Annotated in this window: 20 protein-coding genes and 1 pseudogene; 6 read left to right on the forward strand and 15 right to left on the reverse strand. The window is 67.9% G+C overall.

Features of this window, described 5'->3' with window-relative positions; all coding sequences use genetic code 11:
• Window positions 1-46 precede the first annotated feature (46 nt).
• Both BES08_RS15240 and BES08_RS15245 read left to right on the forward strand, forming a co-directional pair.
• Window positions 47-2935, forward strand: coding sequence for a TonB-dependent receptor (locus BES08_RS15240; protein WP_069708817.1), 2889 nt, complete (start codon window positions 47-49; stop codon window positions 2933-2935).
• 76 nt (window positions 2936-3011) lie between these two features.
• On the forward strand, window positions 3012-4022 hold the full coding sequence (locus tag BES08_RS15245) for an alpha/beta hydrolase (RefSeq protein ID WP_069708818.1): 1011 nt from the start codon (window positions 3012-3014) through the stop codon (window positions 4020-4022).
• Between the two features lie 218 nt (window positions 4023-4240).
• Here BES08_RS15245 and BES08_RS15250 read toward each other — a convergent pair whose 3' ends face one another.
• The 6 genes and pseudogenes from BES08_RS15250 to BES08_RS15275 all read right to left on the reverse strand — a co-directional run bounded on the left by BES08_RS15250 (window position 4241) and on the right by BES08_RS15275 (window position 11175).
• Entirely contained in the window at window positions 4241-5065 is an 825-nt protein-coding gene (locus BES08_RS15250; protein ID WP_083274765.1) for an aldose 1-epimerase, read from the reverse strand.
• Between the two features lie 8 nt (window positions 5066-5073).
• A pseudogene (locus BES08_RS15255) lies at window positions 5074-6498 on the reverse strand (sugar porter family MFS transporter); the annotation flags it as partial.
• Between the two features lie 55 nt (window positions 6499-6553).
• Window positions 6554-7432 carry an SMP-30/gluconolactonase/LRE family protein gene (locus tag BES08_RS15260; protein WP_069708819.1) on the reverse strand — a complete coding sequence of 293 codons (879 nt, stop codon included), beginning with the start codon at window positions 7430-7432 and terminating at the stop codon, window positions 6554-6556.
• Window positions 7416-8207: a D-xylose 1-dehydrogenase gene (gene xylB, locus BES08_RS15265; RefSeq protein WP_069708820.1), complete on the reverse strand. Its 792-nt coding sequence runs from the start codon at window positions 8205-8207 to the stop codon at window positions 7416-7418. Before xylB ends, BES08_RS15260 begins: the two co-directional genes overlap by 17 nt.
• 25 nt (window positions 8208-8232) lie before the next feature.
• Window positions 8233-9369: a fumarylacetoacetate hydrolase family protein gene (locus BES08_RS15270; protein ID WP_069708821.1), complete on the reverse strand. Its 1137-nt coding sequence runs from the start codon at window positions 9367-9369 to the stop codon at window positions 8233-8235.
• A gap of 156 nt (window positions 9370-9525) precedes the next feature.
• Window positions 9526-11175 (reverse strand): family 43 glycosylhydrolase, encoded by a 1650-nt coding sequence (locus tag BES08_RS15275; protein ID WP_083274699.1) that lies wholly within the window; start codon window positions 11173-11175, stop codon window positions 9526-9528.
• Window positions 11176-11278: 103 nt separating this feature from the next.
• Here BES08_RS15275 and BES08_RS15280 point away from each other — a divergent pair, with 103 nt between their 5' ends.
• A complete protein-coding gene (locus BES08_RS15280) occupies window positions 11279-12346 on the forward strand; it encodes a LacI family DNA-binding transcriptional regulator (protein ID WP_069709292.1) in 1068 nt (355 codons plus the stop codon).
• A gap of 65 nt (window positions 12347-12411) precedes the next feature.
• Here the strand turns inward: BES08_RS15280 and BES08_RS15285 are convergent, their stop codons facing one another.
• Window positions 12412-13842 (reverse strand): mannitol dehydrogenase family protein, encoded by a 1431-nt coding sequence (locus tag BES08_RS15285; RefSeq protein WP_069708822.1) that lies wholly within the window; start codon window positions 13840-13842, stop codon window positions 12412-12414.
• Window positions 13839-15281, reverse strand: a complete 1443-nt coding sequence (gene uxaC / locus BES08_RS15290; protein ID WP_069708823.1) for a glucuronate isomerase — start codon at window positions 15279-15281, stop codon at window positions 13839-13841. The genes BES08_RS15285 and uxaC overlap by 4 nt, the downstream gene beginning before the upstream one ends.
• A gap of 81 nt (window positions 15282-15362) precedes the next feature.
• On the opposite strand from uxaC, the gene BES08_RS15295 reads away from it, so the two are divergent.
• The gene (locus BES08_RS15295; protein ID WP_069709293.1) at window positions 15363-16865 is read left to right on the forward strand and encodes a UxaA family hydrolase; all 1503 of its coding nucleotides are present in this window, start codon (window positions 15363-15365) and stop codon (window positions 16863-16865) included.
• Window positions 16866-16996: 131 nt separating this feature from the next.
• Here the strand turns inward: BES08_RS15295 and BES08_RS15300 are convergent, their stop codons facing one another.
• The 5 genes from BES08_RS15300 to panC all read right to left on the reverse strand — a co-directional run bounded on the left by BES08_RS15300 (window position 16997) and on the right by panC (window position 21751).
• On the reverse strand, window positions 16997-17560 hold the full coding sequence (locus BES08_RS15300; RefSeq protein WP_036529898.1) for a hypothetical protein: 564 nt from the start codon (window positions 17558-17560) through the stop codon (window positions 16997-16999).
• Window positions 17557-18912 carry a sensor histidine kinase gene (locus tag BES08_RS15305; RefSeq protein WP_069708824.1) on the reverse strand — a complete coding sequence of 452 codons (1356 nt, stop codon included), beginning with the start codon at window positions 18910-18912 and terminating at the stop codon, window positions 17557-17559. The genes BES08_RS15300 and BES08_RS15305 overlap by 4 nt, the downstream gene beginning before the upstream one ends.
• A gap of 25 nt (window positions 18913-18937) precedes the next feature.
• The gene (locus BES08_RS15310) at window positions 18938-19624 is read right to left on the reverse strand and encodes a response regulator transcription factor (protein WP_008829602.1); all 687 of its coding nucleotides are present in this window, start codon (window positions 19622-19624) and stop codon (window positions 18938-18940) included.
• 376 nt (window positions 19625-20000) lie between these two features.
• Window positions 20001-20765, reverse strand: a complete 765-nt coding sequence (locus BES08_RS15315; RefSeq protein WP_008829603.1) for a CsgG/HfaB family protein — start codon at window positions 20763-20765, stop codon at window positions 20001-20003.
• 128 nt (window positions 20766-20893) lie between these two features.
• Window positions 20894-21751 (reverse strand): pantoate--beta-alanine ligase, encoded by an 858-nt coding sequence (gene panC / locus BES08_RS15320; RefSeq protein WP_069708825.1) that lies wholly within the window; start codon window positions 21749-21751, stop codon window positions 20894-20896.
• A 131-nt stretch (window positions 21752-21882) separates the two neighbouring features.
• Here panC and BES08_RS15325 point away from each other — a divergent pair, with 131 nt between their 5' ends.
• Entirely contained in the window at window positions 21883-22695 is an 813-nt protein-coding gene (locus tag BES08_RS15325; RefSeq protein WP_008829605.1) for a division plane positioning ATPase MipZ, read from the forward strand.
• Window positions 22696-22706: 11 nt separating this feature from the next.
• Window positions 22707-22991, forward strand: a complete 285-nt coding sequence (locus BES08_RS15330) for a J domain-containing protein (protein ID WP_036529901.1) — start codon at window positions 22707-22709, stop codon at window positions 22989-22991.
• Between the two features lie 144 nt (window positions 22992-23135).
• Here BES08_RS15330 and BES08_RS15335 read toward each other — a convergent pair whose 3' ends face one another.
• Together BES08_RS15335 and BES08_RS15340 are read right to left on the reverse strand one after the other, a co-directional pair.
• Window positions 23136-23885: an SDR family NAD(P)-dependent oxidoreductase gene (locus BES08_RS15335; RefSeq protein WP_069708826.1), complete on the reverse strand. Its 750-nt coding sequence runs from the start codon at window positions 23883-23885 to the stop codon at window positions 23136-23138.
• Window positions 23886-23896: 11 nt separating this feature from the next.
• Complete coding sequence (locus tag BES08_RS15340; protein ID WP_036529904.1) at window positions 23897-24778, reverse strand: aldose 1-epimerase family protein; 882 nt, start codon at window positions 24776-24778, stop codon at window positions 23897-23899.
• Window positions 24779-24799 lie beyond the last annotated feature (21 nt).

Consider the following 24799-nt stretch of genomic DNA (forward strand, 5'->3'; position numbering starts at 1 on the left):
CACCGGTATCATTTTTGACCCGCAAGGGTCGTGAGGGGATGTTGTCATGCGCCAGCATGTTACCGGAATTTCGCTTTTGAAGGCTGCCCTGTGCGCGGGCAGCGCTCTCGTGTCGTCGGCTGCGATGGCGCAGGACGCGGCGCCCGCGCCGCAGGACGCGGCGGATACCGCAGCTCCTGCGGACGAGACCGCGACTGCGGGCGACATCATCGTCACCGGCTTCCGCCAGTCGCTGCAGGCTGCGCTCAACGTGAAGCGCGAATCGATCTCGGCGGTCGATGCGGTCGTGGCCGAGGACATGGCCAAGTTCCCCGACCAGAACCTTGCCGAGTCGCTGCAGCGCATCCCCGGCATCTCGATCCAGAAGGACGGCGGCGAGGGCCGCGCGATCACCGTGCGCGGTCTCGGCGCGCAGTTCACCCGCGTGCGCGTCAACGGTCTGGAGACGATCGCCACCAGCTCGGACGGCGCCTCGGCCAACCGCGACCGCGCGTTCGACTTCAACGTCTTCGCCTCGGAACTGTTCAGCAGCCTCGTCGTCCACAAGACCGCCGAAGCCAGCCTCGACGAAGGCTCGCTGGGCGCGGTCGTGGACCTCAACACCGGCAATCCGCTGGCCGGCAAGAAGGGCCTGACCGCCGTTCTCAACGTCCAGGGTTCGTACAACGACCTGTCGAAGAACGTCGGCCCGCGGATGGCCGGGCTGCTGTCGTGGCGCAATGATGCGGGCACCTTCGGCGTCAACCTCTCGGCCGCCTACTCGCACACCGACACGATCGAGAGCGGCAACAACTCGGTGCGCTGGGCGCAGGCCTACTTCAATTCGGTGGACGGCAACCCGTGCTTCTACTCGGTCCCCGGCGCGACCGGCGGCAATCCGGTGAGCAGCGGCGGCAGCTATCGCCCCTCGGCCGCGTGCGACGAGGCTTCGCTCTCGTTCCACCCGCGCATCCCGCGCTACGGCGTCGTCGAGCATGATCGCAAGCGCCTCGGCCTGACCGGCTCCATCCAGTTCGAACCCAGCGACAAGACCAAGTTTTCGATCGACGGGCTCTATTCCTCGTTCAAGGAAACCCGCGCCGAGCAGTGGCTCGAAGTGCTCGCCCGTTCGAATGAACGCCGCTTCGACGTTGTGGACCCGGTCTACGACGACAAGGGCAACATGGTCAGCGCGACCTTCAACAACGCCTACGTTCGCACCGAAAGCTACCTGCGCAAGTCGGAAACCGAGTTCTGGCAGGTTGGTGCGACCTGGGACCAGGAGATCGGCGACCGCTTCCGCTTCACCGCACTGGGCGGCATGTCGCAGTCGAACGCCGACATCCCGGTCGAGACGACCTTTGCCTACGACAACCGCAACGCCAACGGTTTCAGCTACGACTACTCGGACATGAAGTCGCCGGTGCTGAGCTATGGCCTCGACGTGGCGAACCCGGCGAACTTCCAGCTGGCGGAGATCCGCGACCGTCCCTCTTACGTGAAGAACAGGTTCAAGACCGCGCAGCTGCGCACAGAGTGGGACCTGACCGACGGCTTCACGGTGAAGGCGGGCGCGGTGTGGCGTCGCTACGACTTCCGCACCCAGCTGTTCCAGCGCGACACGGCAGCTTGCGGAGCCAACGGTACGCGGGACCTGATCCTCGGCACCGTGACCTGCTCGTCCAGCGTCTACGGGTTGCCGGTCACCTCGGACATCTCGCAGCTCGTCAACCTGGGTAATGCGGGCCAGCCGAGCGGCACGACCAGCCAGTGGCTCGTCGCCGACATCGCCAAGGCGGCCGAATACACCAACCTCTACGGCCGCACCGCCGTCGAGGATCTCGGCAACAACCGCCAGGTGCGCGAGACGACCTCGGGCGGCTATGTGCAGTTCGACGTCAAGGGCGAGATCTTCGGCCTCGAATACGCGGGCAATGCGGGCATGCGCTATGCCCACACCAACCAGGTCTCGACCGGCTATACCGCTGGCATCGCCAAGACCGTGGAACGCAGCTACGACGACTGGCTCCCGGCGATGAACCTCGCGTTCTACCCGCATCATGACGTGATCCTGCGCGGTGCCATCGCCAAGGTCATCACCCGGCCATCGCTCGGTAACCTGAACCCGGGTGGTTCGGTGGACGGCTTCAACTACCGCATCACCTTCGGCAACCCCGAACTCAAGCCCTACCGCGCGACCAACTTCGACCTCTCGGTCGAATGGTACTTCGCTCCACAAGCGTTGTTCTCGGTGGCGGGCTTCGTCAAGAAGATCGAGAGCTTCCCGGTTGCAGGCACCTATGTCACCACGCTGCCGCAGCTGGGCTTCGATCGCTCGGTGCTCGGCGCCAGCACGCCCGCCTACATCAACTACGATCCCAATCAGGAATACGTCGTCTCCACGCAGGTGAACGGCCAGGGCGCGACGCTCAAGGGCGTGGAAGTGGCGCTGCAGCTGCCCTTCACCTTCCTGCCGGGCATCCTCAGCCACACCGGCTTCCAGGGCAACGCCACCTTCATCAAGAGCAATGCGGACTATACCATCACCGGCCCCGCGACTTCGGCCTGCACCCGCAATGCGACCACCGGCGCCTGCGGCCTGAGCGGCGTCTCGGCGATCTACAACCAGACCCTGCTGGGCGTGTCCAAGAAGGCCTGGAACGCGACGCTGTACTACGACGACGGCAAGTTCAGCATTCGCGGATCGGTCAGCTATCGCGGGCCCTTCGTGGACGCCACCAGCGCCACCGGCAATATCTTCGAGGGCTACGGTTCGTACACCAGCGTCGATGCGGCGATCCGCTACAAGGCGACCGAATGGCTGGAGCTGTCGATCGACGGCAACAACCTGACGGATGAATATCGCTACCGTTTCAACGACGTCTACGCGAACCGTAACTACGAGAACAACCACTTCGGGCGCACGATCCTGTTCGGCGCGCGCGCGAAGATCTGATCTCCTCCCCTGACGCGGGGTTCGCGGGTTCCGGCCCGTGGACCCCGCTCCTTTTTGTTTTCCAAGGGAGCCCGGTGTGGATTTCGATCGCAGAACCCTGATCGCAGGTTCCCTTGCCGTTGCTGGGCTGGCTGGAAAGGCCTCAAGTCCAGCCAATGCGCAGACACCGCCTCCCACTGCCTCCAAAGCGCTCCCGCCCGGCCTTCCGCAGCCCACCGAGACAATCGACCTCTGGCCCAAGGGGCCGCCTGCGCACCTCAAGGCACCGCTGACCGAGACGGTGGACGAGCGTTCCACCGACGCCCTCGTCACCGACCGAGCGGTCTACGGCGTGACTCGGCCGCGCATGGCGGTGTTTCGCCCGGACCGGCCCAACGGCGCGGCGGTGATGATCACGCCGGGCGGCGGTTACCGCTGGATCGTCGTCGACAAGGAAGGCTACGAGATCGCTCGCTGGCTGACCGCGCGCGGCTTCACCGCCTTCGTCCTGTTCTACCGCCTGCCGGGCGAGGGCTGGTCGAGCGGCCCCGACACCCCGCTCGCCGACGCCCAGCGCGCCATGCGCCTGATCCGCCACCGCGCGAAGTACTTCGCCATCGATCCCGAGCGGGTCGCGGCGATGGGCTTCTCGGCCGGAGGGCACCTCTGCGCCGACCTTGGCGCGCGCTTCGCGGCCAAGGTCTACGAGCCCGTGGACGCGGCGGATAAGCTCTCTGCAAAGCCGTTCTGCGCTGCGCCGATCTACCCAGTGGTGAGCATGGATCCGGCCATCGCGCATCCCGGATCGCGTAATCTGCTGCTCGGCCCTGCGCCGACGCCGGAGCTTGAGGCCGCGCATTCGCCCGACCGCGTAGTCCCGGCCGATGCGCCGCCGCACTTCCTCGTTCATGCCGAGGACGACGACGTCGTTCCGGCGGAGAACACCGTACGCCTGCGCGCGGCGCTGAAAGATCGCAAGGTGCCGGTCGAGGCGCACTTTTTCGCCAATGGCGGCCACGGTTTCGGCCTGCGCCGCGCCATCGGCAAGCCGGTCGAGATCTGGCCCGAGATGTGGCGGGCATGGGCGCGGACGGTCGGGTTCGGATAAGCCGTCGTCCCGGACTTGATCCGGGACCGCTGGTCGTGAACGGCCTTGGCATCGGCGGGGCGCCTTGCCGGAAGCGCTATCGATGCCCGCCTTGGCGTGATCGAAACGCTCCCCGTCATCCCCGCGAAGGCAGGGACCCAACTGATGCCCGTGCAAGAGGAGCCGTCAGGAGATGGGTTCCCGCCTTCGCGGGAATGACGGCGAATAATTGACCCGGATCAGGCCCGCACCACCATCGTTAACGCCTGTGTCTCACCCGGCTCCAGTACCGTCATGCCGCTGCTGACCCGTCCGAACGCATCGGGCATCGCTGTCGTAGGCTCAAGGCAGAGGAAGTCCTCCCCCGGCGGGGCGTAGAGATGCAGGAATCCGGCCTCGGGCGACGTCACACTGACGCTCCCAAGCCGCGCCTCGCCCTGCCAGCCGAACCAGCAGTTGTCGGTCAGCACCGCCGGATCGGGCACCGCAGCGCCCGCGAAGTCTCCGAAGGTATCCGCAGGCGCAGCCTCGCTCGGGATCATCCGCGCGTCGCTGAGCCACACGCCCTCGGCGGAGAACGTCACCCACGCATCGGGTTCGCGCACGAAGTAGGGGTGTTGGCCCAGCGCACAGGGCATGGCGCGGTCGGACCGGTTGGTGACCTCCAGCGTCACCTGCAGCGCGCCGTCTTCCAGCACGAAACTCTGCGTGGCGGACCAGTCCCACGGCCAGTGCTCGTCGGACGAATGGAGGCAGGCCAGCACCGCGCGGTCCGCCAGCTCATCTCTCACCATCCACGGCATGATCCAGCCGAGACCGTGGATCGGATGCTCGAAGCCCGCGACGTTGCGGGGGAGGGCATAGTCCTTTCCCGCGAAGGAGAAGCGCCCATCGGCAATGCGGTTGGCGTAAGGCACCAGCGGAAAGCAGGCGGCGTCCAGCGGGCTCGCGGCGTCCGCCGGGGTCGGACGCAGGATGTCCTTGCCGCCGACAGCGAACGAACCGATCGACCCGCACAGATGCGGCAGCAGCGTGGCTTCGCTGCTGCCCGAACGCAGCTGGATCGAGCCGCCATCTCCTCGAGCGTGCGGCCGCGCGTCTCGGTCACCATGGCGCGCACGAAGAAGAACGAGAGGAAGGCGCTGAGCGCATAGAACCCGTACGTCAGCGGCAGGCCGAGCCCGGCGGCCATCGCCGGGAAGCTGACCGAAATGCCGAAGTTGGCGATCCACTGCGCGAAGCCCGAGACCGCCAGCGCCGAGCCGCGAATCTGGTTGGGGAACATCTCGCCCAGCATCACCCACATGACCGGCCCCCAGCTCAGGTTGAAGAACACGACATAGGCGTTGGCCGCGATCAAGGCCACAGTACCGGTCTGGTCCGACAGCGTCAGGTGCCCACCTGTGAAGCTGCCGCTGGCGAAGCACACCGCCATCGTCGTCAACGTCACCGCCATGCCCGCCGAGCCGACCAGCAGCAGCGGCTTGCGGCCCAGCCGGTCGACCAGCAGCACGGTGACGAGGCAGGCAAGGATCGAGAGCGTACCCGACAGGATGTTGATCAGCAGCGCGTCGCTTTCGGAAAAGCCGACCGACTGCCACAGCACCGCGCCGTAGTAGAACACGATGTTGATGCCGACGAGTTGCTGGAACACGGCCAGCCCGATGCCCGCCCAGACCAGCTTGCGCAGGCGGCCGGTCGCGGGGTCCTTGAGGTCGGCGAAGCTCGGCCGGTGGTGGTCGGCGGCGATCGAGAGGAGGCTGGCACGGATGTCGGCGATCATCTTTGCGGCCGTCTCGGCTCCGAAGATGCGGGTGAGCACGGCCTGCGCCTCGGCCTCGCGGCCGCAGGCGACGAGGAAGCGCGGGCTTTCGGGGATCATGAACAGGGCGACGAGGTAGATCACGGCCGGGATCACCTGCATCCAGAACATCCAGCGCCAGGCGGGCAGGCCCAGCCACAGCGGCGCGGTGCTGGAACCGGCATGGCTGGCCAGCGCCCAGTTGGCGACGAAGGCACCGGTAAGGCCGGTGATGATCATGATCTGCTGCAGGCTGGAAAGCCGTCCGCGGATCGAGGCGGGAGCGACTTCGCTGATGTACACCGGTGCCAACACGCTCGCCGCGCCCACGCCGATGCCGCCGATCAGGCGGGCGATGACGAACAGCAGCGACGAGGTCGCCGCGCCCGCGCCCAGCGCGCTGACGACGAACAGCGCCGCGCCGATCATCATCACGCTGCGCCGGCCCCAGATGTCGGCGAGACGGCCCGCCACGAAGGCGCCGATCGCACAGCCTACCAGGATCGCGCCGACGTTGAGGCCGGTGCCCAGCTTGGAGAGGTTGAACGCCTTTTCCAGCCCGTCCTGCGTGCCGTTGATGACGCCGCTGTCGTAGCCGAACATGAACCCGCCGATCGTCGCCACCGCCACGATCATGGCGACGAAGGCCATGTTGACCTTGCCGCCGTACTCCACGCCGGTTGGCGCGCTTCCCATGTCTATCGCCGCCATTCTTGCATCCTCATTGCTTGTTCTTGTCGTTACGGGCCGGTCAGGCCGTGGGGTATCCCGGCGCGAGGCCGGGAACATCCACCGCGAAGGTGAAGAGGTCTCCGGCGTGGGGTTGAGCCGCCAGTTCGTCGGCGGACAACCCCTTGCGTGCCGTCGTCGCATAGACGGTGGTGAGGTCCGGGCCGCCGAATGCGATCTTGGTGACGTTGGCGACCGGGAATTCCACCCGACCGAGAAAGGTGCCATCGGGAGCAAAGCGGGCCACACCCCAGCCGCCGAACAGGCCGACCCAGACGGTGCCCGCGCTGTCCACGACGGGGCCGTCGGGATAGCCCATGCCGTCCGGAATGCGCGCGAAGAGCCGTGCCTCGCCCGGATGCCCGTCCGCGCCGACGCTGGCGGACAGGATTACCCGCTCCAGCGTATCGACGAGATAGACCGTCCCGCCATCGGGCGAGAAGGCCGGGCCATTGGTGATGACCATCGGCTGGGGCGAAAGCGCGGTGCACGCGCTGCCGTGAAAGCGGTAGTAGCCACCGCTCGGCGCCTCCTCGGCATTGTCCATGGTGCCCAGCCACACCGAGCCGTCCGGGTGGACGGCGGCGTCGTTGAGGCGGTTGCCGGGCAGGTCGGGCTCGACGGCGTGGAGCAGCGCGAAGGCGTCCTCCTCGAAACGGTGGACGCCCGCCTTCGCGCCGACCAGCAGCGCGGCGCCCGCCAGCGGGATCACCCAGCCGGGCTCCTCGGGCGCTTCGATGGTGTCCAGCACGCCGCCCGCCGGATCGAAGCGATGGAGCTTGTGACCCTTGATGTCCACGAACCACAGGCAGCCGCGCGCGGCGTCCCACATCGGACCCTCGCCCAGCGTCGCACCGACCCTGCAGGCGACTTGAGGCGTCATCTCAGCGCCAGCCCGCATCGACGAAATACTCGTGCCCCGTACACATCCGCCCATCGTCGGAGGCGAGGAACAGCGCCAGCGCCGCCACGTCGGCCGGCTGGACGCGCGCTTTCAGGCACTGCGCGTCGAGGATCTCGCGCTCGCCCTCGGGGGTGTACCACTTCTCCTGCCGTGGCGTCTGGACGTTGCCGGGCACGATCGCGCAGACACGGATATTACGCTCGCCCAGTTCGCGGGCCATCGCGCGGGTCATGCCCTCGATCGCGGCCTTGGCAGTCTGGTAGAGCGAGAGCTGGTCGAGCGCGAGGTGCCAGCTGATCGACCCGAAGTTCAGGATCACGCCGCCGCCCGCCGCTTCCATGAAGGGCACGGCGGCCTGCGCGGCAAAGAACAGGTGGCGCAGGTTCACCGCCATGCGCTCGTCCCAGTACTCGGGGGTGACGTCGGCGATGGCGTGGCGGTCGTCGTTGGCCGCGTTGTTGACCAGCACGTGGAGGCCGCCGAGCGCGTCATGCGCCGCCGCGACTTGCGCCTGCACGAAGTCGAGGTCCTTGAGATCGCCGGCGACGAAGCGGGGGGTGAACTCCACCGTGCCATCAAGGCTCGCCACCAGCGCTTCGGAAGGTTCGGCGGCGATGTCCACGAAGGACACTTTCGCCCCCTGCCGCGCGAAGGCCTCGACCAGCGCCGCCCCGATCCCGGAGCCGCCGCCCGAGATGAACACCCCCTTGCCCGCAAGCGAGGGAAAGCGCGCGACCTGCGCGGTGGGGCAGGGGAGAGTGGTGGTCAACATGGAAGTCCTTGGTGAAGTCGAAGAATCAGGCAAGCGCGTCGGCTTTCGCCCCGATCAGCCCGCGCGCGGCGAGGTTGCGGTAGAGGGCGGAAATCCCGGTTTCCCAGGCAGGCGCATCGCGCGAGGTGGCGACGGTGTTGACCAGGGTGCCGAGGCGGTCGCTGGAGATCGTCACGACATCGCCGACCTTGTGGGTGAACCCGCGTCCGGGCGCGTCGCGGTCCTGCGTCGGCGCGAACAGGGTGCCGAGGAACAGCACGACGCCGTCCGGGTACTGGTGCTCGGAAAAGCACTGGCGCAGCAGGTCGAGCGGCGGGCGACTGATCTCCGACATGCGGCTCTCGCCTTCAAGCAGGAAACCTTCCGGCCCTTCGATGCGCAGCAGTACTCGCGCGTTCTCGACGTCGGTCACGGTGTAACCCTGGTCGAACAGGCGCACGAACGGGCCGACCGAGCAGCTGGCGTTGTTGTCCTTCGCCTTGCCCAGCAGCAGCGCCGAGCGGCCTTCGAAATCGCGCAAGTTGACATCGTTGCCCAGCGTCGCGCCTACGGCCTTCCCGTGCGCGTCGGAAAGGATGACGATCTCCGGCTCGGGGTTGTTCCAGTGCGAATCCGAACGCACGCCGATCGTAGCGCCCGATCCCACGGTGGAGAGCACCGGCGACTTGGTGAAGACTTCCGCATCCGGCCCGATCGCGACTTCGAGATACTGCGACCACATGCCGTCCTCGATCAGCGCCGCCTTCAGCGCCGCTGCCTCCGGGCTGCCGGGCACGACCGAGCGGATCGAGCCGCCGATGCGCTCCTCCAGCCCGCCGCGCACCGCCTGCGCCTTGTCGGCATCACCGCGCGCGCGTTCCTCGATCACGCGCTCCAACGCCGAGACGGCAAAAGTGACGCCCGCCGCCTTCACGCACTGCAGGTCGATCGGGCTGAGCAGGGTGGCACGGGCCAGAACGTCCTCGGCGGCGCCAAGGGCCTTGCCCTGCGCGGGATCGAAGGCGCCTGCATCGACGAGGTCGGTGACGGTGGGCGCGGCGCCGCTCATGTCGTAGGCCGCGCCGCCGCTCAGCAGCACCGGCGTCGGACCCTCACCCAAGTCGAGGCGGCCGAGGAATAGGCCGTCCTTCCAGTCGGCAGGGAGCATATCGAGCGAGGTCATGCCGTTCGTCCTTTTCGTCTTTGGGGCCGTCGTCGTCCCGGGCTCGACCCGGGACCGGTGGCTGTCTTTAGGCGGGCGCTGCCGTGCCGGGCGCCCTGAAGCTGTGTGGGCTGGTCACGGCCAGCGGTCCCGGATCGAGTCCGGGACGACGATCACTTACAAAGCCTTGAACCTGAAATTGCTGAAGCGCGCCTCGCCCTGTCCGGCCGAGTAGAGCCCCGGCCGCAGCATCAGGAAGCCGCCGCGCACATTGTGGTGATAGCCGGAGACTTCCATGCCCCGGTCGAAGCGCTTCCACGTTTTCCCGCCGTCGCCGCTGGTGTGGAAGGCGACGATGTGGCGATCGTTCCGCACCCGCATCAGCATCTTGCGGCCGTGGTAGTTGGCCGGGCGGCCGCGCTCCATGCCGTACTGGTGCGTCACGAATTTGGCCGCGTCGAAGCCCAGCCCGCAGTAGAGCTGCTGGTCGTAGAACAGCAGCAGGCCCGCAGTGACGCCGGGGTCGATGTCGATCTCGCAACTGAACTCGTACGCCTGATCGCCCGCGATCAGCAGCAGCGGCGAGGAATCGACCGGAGCCTTGCCGCTGGCGGTCAGGTGCAAAGTGTTGTTCGCCACCCGCGCGCGGTCGCGTTCGGTCGGCGAGGGCTTGAAGAAGTTCCAGCGCCGCCCGATCTCCAGCGCCGAGAAATCGTCCGACAGCGGCATCCCGTGCGGACCAGCCTTGCGGCCGCCCCTGGGCGCGCGGATCGGCTTCGACAGGTCGCCGCCTTCCATGCGGAACCAGCCGTCGGCGGTCCAGCTGACGGGATCGAGCAGGGTCTGGCGGCCGAGCGTCCAGAAATCCTTCTCGTAGCCATGGTATACCGACCACCAGTCCCCGCTTGGCCCCTCGAACAAAGTGGCGTGCCCGCGCGACCACCATGCCTCGGACAAGTCGGTGGTGCGCACGATCGGATTGTGCGGGCAGTTCTCCCAGGGGCCGTGGATCGACTTGGAGCGCGCGGCGATCACCATGTGTCCGGTGGGCGGACCGGCGGTGCCGCCTACGGCGGTGACGAGGTAGAAGTATTCGCCGCGCCGCACGATCTTGGGGCCTTCGGGGGAGAAACCCTCGACGTCCCAGTCGTCCGGATAGTGCCAGGGATCGTAGACGTGCTCCACCGCGCCGACGGTCGAGAGGCCGTCCTCGGCCAGCCGGATGCGGTCGCCGCCGGAAAGGAACAGCCAGCGCGAACCGTCCTCGCCCACCGCGTGGCCGGGGTCGATATGGTCGGGCAGGCCGAGGCTGACGGGCTCGCTCCACGGGCCTTCGGCCTTGTCGGCCCAGACCACGTACTGTGCGTTGGGCGTGGCCTTGACGGTGAAATAAATGAAGAACCGGCCGCCGTGCTTGCTGATGTCCGGCGCCCAGACCGAGCCGAGGTTCTTCGTCAGCGCGGCGGTAAGGGGCCGCCAGTTGATCAGGTCGGCGGAGTGCCACACGACCAGACCCGGATAGGAATCGAAGGTCGAGAAGGTCATGTAATAGTCCTTCCCGTCCCGCACGATCGTCGGGTCGGGATGGTCGCCCGCCATCAGCGGGTTGAGGTACGTGCCGTTGCCCTGGTCCGGGATACGCTGGTCGTCGAAGCCCCGCCGGTACTTCGAAGCGCCGACCGAAGCGGGCTTTGCAGGCGAGGATGCGGCGGTCGTGACTGCACCCGCACTGCCCGCCAGCGCCGTCAGCGATGCCGCGCCGCCTGCTGCGCCCAGCGCTGCGGCCCTACCCGCTGTAAACAGGGCCTCTCGGCGGTCGAACTTCATGGCTCTCTCCGGTTCTGCTTTTGATTTATGCTAGCGCTATCATCTATGGCATCGGTGTCAATGAAAATTGCAGGAACGCGCGATCGGCCATACAAGCCTGGCGATGCACGAAACCCCAGCAAGAGCGCGCGAAGGCGATCCCACCATCGAGGACGTGGCCGCCGCCGCCGGGGTCTCGATCCGCACGGTTTCGCGGGTGCTCAACAAGTCGCCCAAAGTGAATGCTGAGACCCGCCAGCGGATCGAGGCCGCGATCGCCGCGCTCAGGTTCCGGCCGAGCGCGCGGGCGCGGGCGCTGGCGATGCGGCGCTCGTTCCTGATCGGGCTGATCCACAACGACCGCAACGCGCTGGTGCTCGATTCCATCCAGCGCGGCGTCGTCGCCCTGACCGCGCCGCGCGGCTACGAGGTGATCGTCCACCCGACCCCGCTGGAAACCGAAGCGGCGATCCGCGACGTGCTGGGCTTCGTCGAGCGGTCTCGCGTGGACGGGCTGGTGATCCTGCCGCCGGTCTCGGGCGTGCCGGGATTGGCCGAGGCTCTGGCCGAGGCGCAAGTGCCGGTCGCGGCGCTGTCTTCGGTGCCGATCGCGGGCTTTGCCGACGTCATCGTCAGCGAGGAGCGCGCGGCGGGCGCGCAAGTCGCGCGGCATCTGCTCGATCTGGGGCACCGGCGGCTGGGCATCGTCAACGGTCCCGCCGATACCGCCTCGGCCATGGAGCGCCGCGCGGGCTTCATCGAAGAGGCGACGCGCGCCGGGGCCAGCGTGGCCGAAGCGCCGGGCGACTACGACTTCGCCTCGGGCGTGGCCGGGGCGGAACAGCTTCTGGCGCGGGCCGAGCGGCCGACGGGCATCTTCGCGGCGAACGACATCATGGCGGCGGGCGTGCTCAAGGTCGCGGCGGTGCGGGGGATCGCGGTGCCAGGGGGGCTGTCGGTGGTGGGCTTCGACGGCAGCCTGCTCACGCGGATGCTGAGCCCGGCACTGACCTCGGTGCTGCGGCCCTTCGGCGACATGGCGGCGGCGGCGGCAGAGCGGCTCATCGCGCGGATCGAGGGCGGCGAGGCGCCACCGCCGTTCGAGGTGGAACTGCGCGTGGTTCCGGCAGAATCGACGGGATTGGCGCCGCATTTCTGCGTAGCGCCTAACCCTTCGACAAGCTCAGGGTGAGCTTAGGTCGTGTAAGAACCTCTCAATTCCGCTCAGGCTGAGCTTGTCGAAGCCCCTCGGAGCGCTCAGGCCGCCACCGGCTCCAGCCGTCCGGCCTCCAGTGCCGCCAGCCCGGCTTCCACCGCGCCGACGAACCGTCCGTCCGAACCCAAATCGCCGAATACCTCGCGCATCGCCAGAACGCTGCGCCAGTCGCCCGCACGCTCCAGCAGCGGGGCGGCGAGGGGGTCGGTGATCGTGCGCCCGTCCCGCTCCGCGCTAGCCAGGAAGCGCAGCCATGCCGCGATCGGAAGCGCAAGCCGCTCGATCGGACACCCGGCCGCCAGCGCCTCGCGGGTGGTGTCGAGCAGGCGATAGGGCAGCTTCTGCGACCCGTCCCACGCGATCTGCGACAGCAGGTGCCGGATCTCGGGATTGCGGAAGCGGGCCAGCACGTCGGAGATGTATCCGCCAAGGTCCAGCCCGGCAGGAGGCGCGATCGACGGCGCGATGTCCTCGCGCATCAGCCGTTCGGCGAAAGCGGCCAACTCGCGGTCGGCCATGGCCTCGCCGACCGTCTCCAGCCCGCGACCAAGGCCGATATAGGCGAGCGACGAATGCGCGCCGTTGAGCAGGCGCAGCTTGGCCTTCTCGAACGGGCGCACTTCGCTGGCGAATGTCACGCCTGCCACGTCCAGCGCGGGACGTTCGCCTGCGAAGCGATCCTCGATCACCCACTGGGTGAAACGCTCGCGCTGGATGGGCCAGGCGTCCTCCAGCCCGGTGGCCGCCGCGATGCGGGCGCGCAGCGCGTCGTCGGTGGCGGGGGTGATCGAATCGACCATCGCGTTCGGGAAAGCGACGTGGTCGGCGATCCAGCGGGCGGTGTCGGGATCGATCGCCTCGGCCAGCGCCAGGGTCGCGGCCTCCAGCTTGCGGCCGTTGTCGGTGAGGTTGTCGCAGCACAGCACCGTCACACCGGGCAGCGCGGCAAGACGGCGTGCCTGCAGTCCGCGCACCAGCCAGCCGGTGAACGAATCCGGCGTCCAGTCTTCCGAACGCGAGGCATCGAGGTCCGCCTTGATTGCCGGGTTCGCGAAGTCCAGCGCTCCGTCCGCGCCGAGGCAGTAGCCCTTTTCGGTCACGGTGGAACTGACGATGCGGGTGGCCGCATGCGTCAGCGCGCCGAGGATCGCGGCAGGATCATCTTTCGTGAGAATTCCGCCGATGGAGCCGATCACGCGATACGCGACCTCGGTGTCCAGCAGGGCGAGCGTATAGAGCCCGTCCTGCGGGTTCAGCGCGTCGGCCACGCCGCGCGAATTGAGGCTCACGCCGGTCAGTCCCCAGCGCGGGTCCTGCGCCAGCAGCGTATCGAAGGCGGCGGCCTGATGCGCGCGGTGGAACGCGCCCGGCCCGAAGTGGACGACCCCGCGCTTCACGGAGGAGCGGTCGTACTGCGGCCGGATCACGCCTGCGGGGAGCGCGGAAAGGGTGTTTTGCGATAGACGGGTCATGCCGGTTCCACCTCGCGCGCGGGCGCTTCGAGGCCGTAGGCCTTTCGCACCAGCCCGACGGTCAGTTCGTGGGCCAGTTCGGCAGCCTCCCAGTCCTCCATGCGATGCTCGGCGACGAGGCGGGCGAGGAAGCCGCAGTCGATCCGCCGCGCGACGTCGTGGCGCGCTGGGATCGAGAGGAAGGCGCGGGTGTCGTCGTTGAAGCCCACGGTGTTGTAGAAGCCTGCCGTCTCGGTGGTCATCTCGCGGAAGCGGCGCATGCCTTCGGGGCTGTCGTGGAACCACCATGCCGGGCCGAGCTTGAGGCACGGATAGTGCCCCGCCAGCGGCGCGAGTTCGCGCGCATAGGTCGTCTCGTCCAGGGTGAAGAGGATGACCTTGAGGTCCGGCTCGTTGCCGAAGAGGTCGAGCATCGGGCGCAGCGCCTCGACATATTCGGTGGCGCGCGGAATATCGGCGCCCTTGTCGCGGCCGTGGCTGGCGAAGAGGCGGGCGTTGTGGTTGCGGGTGGAGCCGGGGTGGATCTGCATGGTCATACCGTCCTCCACGCTCATGCGCGCCATTTCGGTGAGCATCTGTGCGCGGAACAGCTCGGCCTCGTCGGCGCCCGCTTTCCCGCCCATGACCTTGGCGAACAGCGCCTCGCATTCCACCGTCGAGAGGTTGGCGGTGCGGGCGGTGACGAAGCCGTGGTCGGTCGCCGTCGCGCCCATCGCGCGGAAGTCGGCGCGGCGCTTGCGGTGCGCGGCGAGGTAGCCGGTCCAGCTCTCGACGTTCTCGCCGGACAGGTCGGCGAAGCGCACGATGTCGCGCGCGAAGCTGTCGTGCTCGGGGTCGATCACCGAATCGGGGCGATAGGTGGTGACGACCTTGCCCTGCCAGCCCGATGCCTGAATCGCCTTGTGGTGCTTCAGGTCGTCGCCCGCGCCCTCGGTGGTGGCGAGCAGTTCGATGTTGAATCGCTCGAACAGCGCGCGCGGGCGGAATGCGGGGGAGGCGAGGGCCTCGCCGATGGTGTCGTAGTAGAAGTCGGCGGTGCTCTCATCCAGCGCCACGTCGATGCCGAAGACTTCGCCGAAGACGTGGGGCAGCCACATGCTGGATGGCGTGCCGCGGAACAGCTTCCAGTTGGCCGCGAACAGGCGCCACGCCTCGCGCGGGTCGGTGGCGGGAATAACACCGCCCTTGCGGGGGACGGCCAGCGCGTCGAGGTCGATGCCCTGCGAATAGAGCATGCGGAACAGGTAGTGGTCCGGGGCCAGCAGCAGCTCGGTCGCGTTGGTCCAGGCCGCGTCGGTGGCGAACCATTCCGGGTCGGTGTGGCCGTGCGGGCTGACGATCGGCAGGCCGGCGATTTCGGCATAGAGTTCGCGGGCAATGGCGCGCGTCGTCGGGTCGGCCGGCAGCAGGCGGTCGGGGTGCAGCGAGAGCTTGGGCATCCTTGGGACTCCTCGGAGAGAGTGCGTTTGCGGCTCGATTACCGAGTTGTGCCAGCGCTGGCAATGCTGTATCGGCGAGCCATGGTCGAAACCCTATCGAAGCCCGTAACCGTGATGCGGATTTCCGCCGAGGATCACGTCGCCGTCGCCCTGCAGCCGCTCGAGGCGGGCACGGAGGTCGTTGTGGATGGACAGGCGATTCACTTACGCGATGCGATTCCGGCGGGTCACAAGTTCGCCGCCCTGCCGATTGCCGCGGGTTCGCCGGTTCGTCGCTATCGCGCGCCGATCGGCCTCGCCACGCGCGACATCGCGGTGGGCGAGCACGTCCATGTCCACAATGTCCATACCGCGCTTTCGGGCGAGAAGGCCTATGCCTTCTCCGGCGCGCGGGCCGAGGAGCACAAGGCGCAGTCCTCGCGCAGCTTCCGGGGCTATGTGCGGCCGGACGGCAGCGTCGGCACGCGCAACGAATTGTGGATTCTGCCCACGGTCGGCTGCGTCGGCCGCCTGGGCGAGCGGCTGGCGGCGAAGGGCAACCTGCGGTCGCCCGCGAATGTCGATGGCGTTCATGCGTTCAATCATCCGTTCGGGTGTTCGCAGCTGGGGGCGGACCTCGATGGCACGGCGGCGGTGATCGCCTCGCTGGCGCTCAACCCCAATGCGGGCGGCGTGCTGCTGCTGGGTCTCGGCTGCGAATCGAACCAGCTGGAGGAATTGCTCAAGCGCATCCCGGAAGACCGCCGCGACCGTTTGCGGGTATTGCGCGCCCAGTCGGAAAGCGACGAGTTCGCCGCCGGGGAAGCGCTGATCGACGAACTGCTGGGCCTGATGGCCGAGGATCGGCGCGAGGACGTGCCGCTCTCGAAGCTGCGGCTGGGCGTGAAATGCGGCGGCTCGGACGCGATGAGCGGACTGACTGCCAATCCGCTGATCGGTTTGATGGCCGATGCGGTGATCGAGGCGGGCGGCGCCGCGATCCTGACGGAAATTCCCGAAATCTTCGGCGCCGAGAACCTGCTGCTCGAACGTGCCACCAGTGAAGAGGTGTTCGACAAGCTCTCGGGCCTCGTCAATTCCTTCAAGCGCTACTTCATCGAGAACGGCGAGCCGGTTTCCGAGAACCCCAGCCCCGGCAACATCGCGGGCGGCATCACCACGCTGGAGGAAAAGTCCCTGGGCGCGGTGCAGAAGGGCGGGCTTGCCCCGGTCTGCGACGTGATCGGCTATGGCGAGCGGATTTCCACGACTGGACTGACGGTGCTTGAAGCCCCGGGCAACGATGCCGTCTCCACCACCGCGCTGGCGGCAGCGGGGGCGACGATCACGCTGTTCTCCACCGGCCGCGGGACGCCGCTCGGAAGCCCGGTGCCGACGATGAAGATCGCCTCCAACCATTCATTGGCCGAGCGCAAGCCGGGCTGGATCGACTTCGACGCCGGACTGGTGCTGGAAAAGGGCATGGCGGGCGCTGCCGACCTGCTGCTCGACCGCATCATCGCCGTCGCGAGCGGGGAACCGGCGCGCAACGAGAGTAACGACGAACGCGCCATCGGTATCTGGAAGCGAGGGGTTACGCTATAGTCGCTGGCCCACCCCGCTGCGGCTAGGTTCGCCTGCGGTTCATCAAGCCTCGCGGCCCTCCCGCAAGCGGGAAGGCGAACGCTTTCCTGCTCTCCTCCCGCTCGCGGGAGGGGCCGGGGGTGGGCCTTAACCTACTCCACCACCAGGAAATACTCCGCCGCGCGATTGCCCCCGTTGCGCACCTCGATCACGTAGCGCTGCGTGAACAGCGGTATCCAGCGGCAGGCGCGGCGGGCGTCGGCGATGGTGCAGACTGGGCGGCGCTCGGCGTCGAGCACTTGCAGGGTCACCGGGGTATCGCCCGGCGTCGATAGCGCGATGCTGGCCTTCCGGCCCGAGAGGAACACCTGCTCGAAGCTGTCGCTGGTGCCGGGCTGGGCCTTGCCGGTGCGATAGCCGGGGCCGAGCGGGCTGCCGCGCAGCGGCGCCTTCCCGTTCGGGACCAGTGCGCGCCACTCCGGCACCGGGTCGACACCTTGCCAGCCATCGAGCGGCCGCGCGCCGGAGCGCTCGATGATACCCAGCGCGCGGGCCAGTTCCTCGTTGTCGGCGCGGCCCTGCGCGCTCTGGGCGGACGACAGGGCGAGGGCGACCCGTTCGCCGATTTCGGGCGTCTGGTCCTGCGCCCGGGCAGGCGCTGCCACGAGCACGGCGACTGCGGTGAGCAGCCAAGGGTTGCGCAGCAATGGGCTCATCGTCTGAACTCCGGAGCAACGGTGAAGCATGCGCCTCTTTCGCCGGGCGCGAGCGAAATCTCAAGGTGGTGCCGCTCTGCGATCGCGCGGCACAGCGCGAGGCCGAGCCCCGCGCCCTCGGTGCCGAGCGAACTGCCGCCGCGGGCGAACTTCTCGAAAATCCTGTCGCGCTGGTCCTCGGGGACACCCGGTCCATCGTCGCTGACGATCAGCACCGGCCCCCTGCGCAGCGTCAGACGGATCGTACCACCGCGCGGCACGAACTTGAAGGCGTTGTCGAGCAGGTTGGTGATGAGCCGCGTGAGGGACATCTCCTCGCCAGCGATGACGACGTCCGGTTCTATGTCGAGGATCAGGCGGTGCCCGGATTCCTCGGCGCTGTCGGCGTAGAGTTCGCCCAGCCGCGCTGCGAGAACACTGAGGTCCACCGGGACCAGGCCATGGCGATCACCGCGCCGCGCTTCGCTGGCGGCGATGTCGAGCAGCGATTCGAGCATGCGGATGATGCCCCGGATTTCGGTCCGGGCGTCGGCGACGCGGGCTGCGGTCTCGGCGTCGAGCGTGGCGGCCAGCGCTTTCACCAGCCGGTTGTCGAGGTGCATCAGCGGTGTGCGCATCTCGTGTGCGACATGGTCGGTCGTCTCGCGGTGGGCGGCGGCGAGGCGCTTGAGACGGGCGAGGGCGTTGCCCGAGTGCGCGGCCAGCTCGTCGATCTCGTCATGCCCGGCCGATCCGCGCGCCAGTTCTTCCAGCGCGGCGTCGTCGGGCTGGCGGAAGGCAGCGTTGATGCGCGCGAGCCTTCCGGCGAGCCGGTGCGCCGCCGTCCAGCCGCCGAGGGCCACTGCCAGCATCGCGAGCACGCCGCCGGTCAGGAACACCAGCGCCACCTGCCGCAGCAGCATGGAGAGGTCGCGATATTCGTGCGCGACCAGCAGCTTGAGGTTCGGCCCGAGCTGGGTCGCGCGCGCGAAGGCGCGTTCCCCGCCTTCGATACGGATGTCGGCGGCCTCGGAGATACCGGCATGCAGCCCCGGCCAATCGGTGAGGTCGCCGGCGATGCGCTTGCCGCGTGCGTCCGCGAGCAGGTAATGCGCGGGATCACCGTTGCGCGGCTGGAGAGCGAGGCGGTCCTTGATGCGTTTGGCCAGTTCGTCACGGTCGCCGCTGGCGTAGATGTCGACCATGCCGGCGAGATCGACATCGACCGCCCGTTCCAGCGCCTGCCGGTTGGAGCGCTCGATCGTGGCATTGGTCAGCAGCCACAGCCCGAAGGTGATCACCGCAGCCGTCCCGATCGCCCAGACGACGATCTGCGCGAAGATCGAATTGCGGATGAAAGCCAGCCGCTTCATGGAAATTGGCGGCGCGTGAGCACGCTCACCGCCCGTCCAGCAGCCTGTAGCCGGAGCCCCAGATCGTCTCGAGCGCGGGCTTGTCGAAGCCTTCCTCGAGCTTGCGGCGCAGGCGGCCGATGTTGACGTCCACCACGTTGGTCTGGGGATCGAAGTTCATCTTCCACACATCCCGCAACAGCATCTCGCGCGTCAGCACTTCGCCCGCGTTCTCCATGAAGTAGCGGAACAGCTCGAATTCCTTGGGGCTGAGCGCAAGGTGGCGGTTGTCGCGAAAGGCGGTGCGCGCCTTCACGTGGCATTCGAAGGCGCCGTAGAGGATCACGGCGGAGTGCTCGCGGCCCGAGGAGCGGCGGTGCAGGGCGCGCAGGCGGGCGAGCAGTTCCTCGCCCTCGAAGGGCTTGGCGAGATAGTCGTCCGCGCCCGCGTCCAGTCCTTCGGCCCGGTCGGTGGTGCGGCCGAGCGCGGAAAGCAGCAGGACCGGCGTGCCGACCCCGCTTTCGCGCAGGCGCGACAGGATGGTGATGCCGTCGAGATCGGGCAGCATGCGGTCGAGGATGATGACGTCGAAGCGCTCGGCGCCCGCGCGTTTCAGCCCGTCGTTACCGGTGGCGCACCAGGTCAGCGAGTCGCCGGAAAGACTGGCCAGTTCCTCGACTTGCGAGGCCGCGCGCGAATCGTCCTCGATGTAGAGGATGGACAGGCCGCTCATGCCGTGCGCCCCGCAAGGGTGCCGATGGCGGCCGAGCGATCGTATCCGCGCGAGAAACCCTCCCGGTTCTCGGTGCAGTACGATCCGCCGGCCGCCATCGGGTTGAACGGAACCGGGCGCCGCCTAAGGGGACTGGGACGGCGGCTCTCCCGGCCCCGAAACAGCTCGGAACCACGCGAGAGGATACGGGCGCCGTGGAAGCGCCGAAATGAAGTCGGGTTGTTAATAGCCTTGGTCCCCCGGCAACGGCGCGCGGTCATTCCCTGCCCGCCGTTGCTCAGCTTTCTTGACGTACCGTGCATATACGAGCGCCGGGTGCGGGTCGCCTGACAATGGCTGTCATGCCCCCGCAAGGGCGCGAAGCCGCGATCTGCGGTCAGTTCGCCTTGGGCGCTGCGGCGGAGGGATCGACCGGAAGGCCGCCGAGCTGCGTTACCAGCTTGGTATAGGCATCGAGGTACGCGAGCACGATGATCTGGCCGATCTGCGTGTTCTGGTAGCCGCCGCCGCCGGCCGCGCCGAAGGTGCCGCCGAAGAAGCCGCCGCCGCCACCGCCGAAGCTGACATCGGACTTGCGGGCATAGCCCTCGGTCAGCGCCTCTTCCACGGTGGTGCGCGAATTCACGATCGAGAGGGTGACGTTCGCCTCGCCCTTCTTGACGTTGAGGCCACCGGCGATGGCGCCCACGCCGCGCCCGAAGAAACCGCCGACGCCGCCCAGCACGCCGCCGAGGCCGCCGCCGCCCGAATTGTTGTTGGTCGAGACGATGTCCGGCTGCAGGAAATAGTCCGCCGCCTTGATCTGGCCCTTGCCGATGTTGGACCCCTTCTGCAGCTCGCCCTGTTCGGCCAGGGCGCGCTCCATGGCGCTGTTCTGCAGCGAGCGGCCGCGGTTGACCATGGTGAAGCAGCCGGACTTCTGCACGAAGACGCGCAGGATCGCCTCGGGGCTGCCGAGGCTGAGTTCGCGCCACCACTGGGTATCGGGCTCGATGATGGCGACAGTGCCGAGGTTCTTGCGGCAGACGGGAATCTCCTGCGTCCCCTTTTCCTGCAGCTTGCGGCCGGAGGACTGGTCGGCGAGGGCGGGGGTGGCCGAAACTGCGGCGAGCGCGGCCAGCGCGCAGACGAACGTTTTCATAATCAAGGCTCCCTGTTGCACCGCGCGGACACGCGGCCTGCCCAATCCCCGGGGCGACAAACTCCTTATGCGTTCACTCTTGCACGAACAAATGACGATGTCTGTGAGAATCTTTCGCAAATACAACGTCAGGAAGGATTCACCGCCATGTTGTCGATAAGCCGGGCCGGGCCGATCCGGGCCGCCACGATAAGCCGCATCGGCCGGTCCGAACGGGTGGTCAGCACGGTGAGATCGTCCGCATCGCGCAGTTCGGCATAATCGACCGAGCGGAAGCCCCCCGCGACGATTTCCGCCTGCAGCGTGGCGAGGGTTTCCGGCACGTCCACGCCCGCCTCGATCGCAGCGATGGCGCGGCGCATCGCGGTCGGCAGCGCGACGGCCGCCTGGCGATCCTCGGCCGAGAGGTAGGCATTGCGCGAGGACATCGCGAGTCCGTCCGCCTCGCGCACGGTCGGCACGCCGAGGATCGCGGCGGCGGCGGGGCGGGTGAGGTCGAGGTCGCGCGCCATCCGGCGGATGACGGCCAACTGCTGCCAGTCCTTCTCGCCGAACAGGGCGATGTCGGGCATGACCTGATTGAACAACTTGCACACCACGGTGGCGACGCCGTCGAAGTGGCCGGGCCGCGACGCGCCGCACAGGCCCTCGCTGACGCCCGCAACCGAGATATTGGAGGCGAACCCGGCCGGGTACATCGCCTCGACCGTGGGTGCCCAGAGCAGGTCCACCCCTTCGGCTTCCAGCAGCGCCGAGTCGCGGGCAAGCTGGCGCGGATAGGCGTCGAGATCCTCGTTCGCACCGAACTGGAGCGGGTTGACGAAGATCGATACGACGACGCTGGCGCCCCGGCTTTTCGCCTCGCGCACGAGCGTCAGATGGCCGTCATGCAAGGCGCCCATCGTGGGCACGAGCGCGACCTCACCGGTCTTGCGAAGCTCGGCAACCGCATTGCGCAGTGGATCAAGGGCGTGGACGGTTTGCATTGGGCTTGGCTGCTCCGGTATGATGGGCGCGACCGAAAGGTGCGTTTGGGCCTTAGCCCCGGCGCACCTGCGGGGGCAATGATTTCAACGTCGGGCCGGGCGACCGGTCCCGCGAGCAGGATAACGGTCACGTGACAGCGCATCGCATCGTCTTCGCCAACGAGAAGGGCGGCACCGGCAAGTCCACCACCGCCGTCCATGTCGCCATCGCGCTCGCCTACCAGGGCGCGAATGTCGCCTGCATCGACCTCGACCACCGCCAGCGCACGCTCTACCGCTACCTCGAGAACCGGATCGAGACCGAGCGCAAGCGCGAGATCGCGCTGCCCGGCGCGCGCTTCGCGGTCTACGATGGCGACGACATCGGCGAACTCGACGATCTCGCCGAGCAGATCGCGGAGGGCTACGACTTCCTCGTCTTCGATACGCCTGGGCGCGACGATCCCTTCGCCCGCCACGTGGCGACCACGGCGGACACGCTGGTCACCCCGCTCAACGACAGCTTCGTCGACTTCGACCTTCTGGGGCAGGTGGAAAGCGAGACCTTCAAGGTCAAGCGCCTCTCGTTCTATGCCGAAGTCATGTGGGAGGCGCGCAAGAAGCGCGGCCTCAAGACCATCAACGAAGGCCGCCGCGAACTCGACTGGGTCGTCGTGCGCAACCGCGTCCAGCATGTCGAGGCGCGCAATATGCGGCGTATCGACGGGGCGTTGCAGGAACTGTCCAAGCGCGCGGGCTTCCGCGTCGCGGCGGGCCTGTCCGAGCGCGTCATCTTCCGCGAGCTGTTCCCCTCGGGCCTGACCCTGCTCGACAAGGGCTTTCTGGGCGATCTGGGCACCAGCCACCTCGTCGCGCGGCAGGAACTGCGCGGGCTGGTCGCCGGGCTCAACCTGCCGGTGCCGGTACGGCGGGAGTCCGAAACGGCCTTCGCCGCCGCGAGCTGACGGGAAGGCCCATGATCAAGCTGCTCTGGCTGGTCGCGCTCGGCTGCATCGTCTGCCGGATGCTCATCGGCCGCTGGCCCTGGGAAAAGAAGCGCAAGGTCGCGGGGCCGTCCTTCGAGACGGCGCAGGCGCGGGCGCTGCTGGGCGTGGACGCGGGCGCCGACCGGCGCGAGATCGTCGAGGCGCACCGCCGCCGCATCGCGCTGGTGCACCCCGACAAGGGCGGCAGCTCCGAGCAGGTGCACGAGGCCAATGCCGCGCGCGACCTGCTGCTGGCGGTGCTACCTGCGGATTAGAATGCCATCGTCTTTGGCTGAAACACCATTCGTCATCCCCGCGAAGGCGGGGACCCATCTGATGATGGTTCAATCTGCCACGTCAGGAGATGGGTTCCCGCCTTCGCGGGAATGACGGCGATAAAATTACGAGGCGATCACGCTTTAATTTTCCCGCGCGATCTGGAAGCCCGCGAACGACTGGTTCACCGGCATCAGTTCCAGCGTGTTGATGTTGACGTGCGCGGGCAGGGTGGCGACCCACAGCACGGTCTCGGCGATGTCCTCGCCGGTCATCGGGTTGACGCCTGCGTAGAACGTGTCGGACGCGGCCTGGTCGCCGCCATTGCGGATCACGGTGAATTCGGTCTCGACCATGCCCGGCTCGATCGAGGTCACGCGCACGCCGGTGCCGCTCAGGTCCGAGCGCAGGCCGAGCGCGAACTGGCGCACGAAGGCCTTGGTGCCGCCGTACACGTTGCCGCCGGTGTAGGGATATGTTGCCGCCACCGAGGACAGCATCACGATCCCGCCCTTGCGCGCGATCAGGCCCGGCAGCAGCTTGTGCGTGAGCGAGACCAGGCTGACGACGTTGGTGTCGATCATCGTCTTCCAGTTGGCGAGGTCGGCTGCCTGTGCGGGCGCCGCGCCCAGCGCGAGACCCGCGTTGTTCACAAGGCAGTCGATCGCGGCGAAGTCGGCCGGAAGCGCATCGAGCGCGGCGTCGCGGGCGGTTTCGTCACGCACGTCGAAGACGGCGGCGTGGAAGCGGTCGGCACCCAGTTCGTCCGTCAGCGCCTGAAGCCGCTCGGCGCGGCGGCCGGTGCCGATCACGCGCCATCCGGCCTTCACGAAAGCGCGCGCGCAGGCTTCGCCGATACCGGAAGTGGCGCCGGTTACGAGCACGGTCTTCATGGGGGATTCCTTCAATCTGCGGAGAGGACGGTGACGTCCATGCGGAAGCTGCGCGCCTCTCCGGGCGCCAGCGTGATCACGCCCGGCTTTTCGCGGAAATCGCCGGTAAAGCCAAGGGGGTCGGCATGGCCCTGCCACGGCTCGATGCACAAGTAAGCCGCGCCGGGCTTCTGCCAGATGCCCAGCATCGGCGTGTCCGGGAAGGCGATGGCGAGCTGCGTCCCGCCCGGCGCGCCGTACGTGAGCGCGCGGCTGGAGAGGCGGTCCCAGATCACCGCGTCCTCCTCGAACAGCGCGGCGTCCAGCGGCAGGATATGGCCTTCGACCGGCGGTGCCACAGGCTCGGGCAACAAGAGTCCGGTGGGGCCGTCGATGCGGCGGATCGGCTGCGGCTCGGGCTGTTCGAAGGCGACCACGTGGTCGGCCTTGGCGGCGCCGCCGGGCAGCGGCCAGGCGAAGCCGGGGTGGAAACCCAGGCTGAAGGGCAGCGATGCATCGCCGGAGTTGATGACCCGCGCTTCGGTGAACAGTGCCGTGCCTTCCAGCCGGAACGCCATCTCCAGCATGAAGGCGAACGGATAGACCGCGCGCGTTTCAGGACTGTCTGTCACGCGGAAAAGCGCACGATCGGTGCCTGCTTCCACGACCTCGAACACCGACTTGCGCGCGAAGCCGTGCCGGGGCAGGCCGTATTCCTCGCCGTCCAGTCGGTAGGTGTCGCCGTTCAAGGCCCCGACGATCGGGAACAGCAGCGGCGCGTGGCCGGTCCAGAACGCCGGGTCGGCATCGGTCATGTATTCGCGGCCGAAACTGTCGGTCAGCGACCAGAGTTCGGCGCCGAGCGGGTTGATCCGGGCGGTGAGATCGCCGGAGGAGATGGTCACGAAGTCCACGTCAGTCCCCTATCGTCATCC

Source organism: Novosphingobium resinovorum, assembly GCF_001742225.1.
Lineage (GTDB): Bacteria > Pseudomonadota > Alphaproteobacteria > Sphingomonadales > Sphingomonadaceae > Novosphingobium > Novosphingobium resinovorum_A.